The organism is Microbacterium sp. GbtcB4, assembly GCF_019091465.1.
GTDB lineage: Bacteria > Actinomycetota > Actinomycetes > Actinomycetales > Microbacteriaceae > Microbacterium > Microbacterium paraoxydans.
In genome coordinates, this window is record NZ_JAGXJJ010000726.1 from 1 (window position 1) to 231 (window position 231).

At 75.8% G+C, this 231-nt stretch carries 1 protein-coding gene; it reads right to left on the reverse strand.

The genetic code is table 11. The annotated features are described in order from the left end of the window. Positions 1-176 (reverse strand): helix-turn-helix domain-containing protein (locus tag KVS71_RS19405; RefSeq protein WP_254635928.1); only part of this gene is annotated, 176 nt, incomplete at its 3' end. Between the last annotated feature and the right edge of the window lie 55 nt (positions 177-231).

The window sequence follows — 231 nt, forward strand, 5'->3', positions numbered from 1 at the left end:
CGCCCGCCCAGCACGGGCCCGTCCGGTCGGGCCCTGAGGTACCCCACGTGCACGAGCGTGCGGCCGAGGTTGTAGGACGTTCCCGGGGTGAGCCCCGTGATCGACGAGAGCACCTTGGCCGGAAGCGGCCGCGGGGAGTTGGGGACGATGTCGACCAGGCGGGGCGCGCGTGGCATGGACCCGTTGAGGGTTGGCCCCGCCTCCGCGGCGGCCACCGCTAGCCCCCCCCCC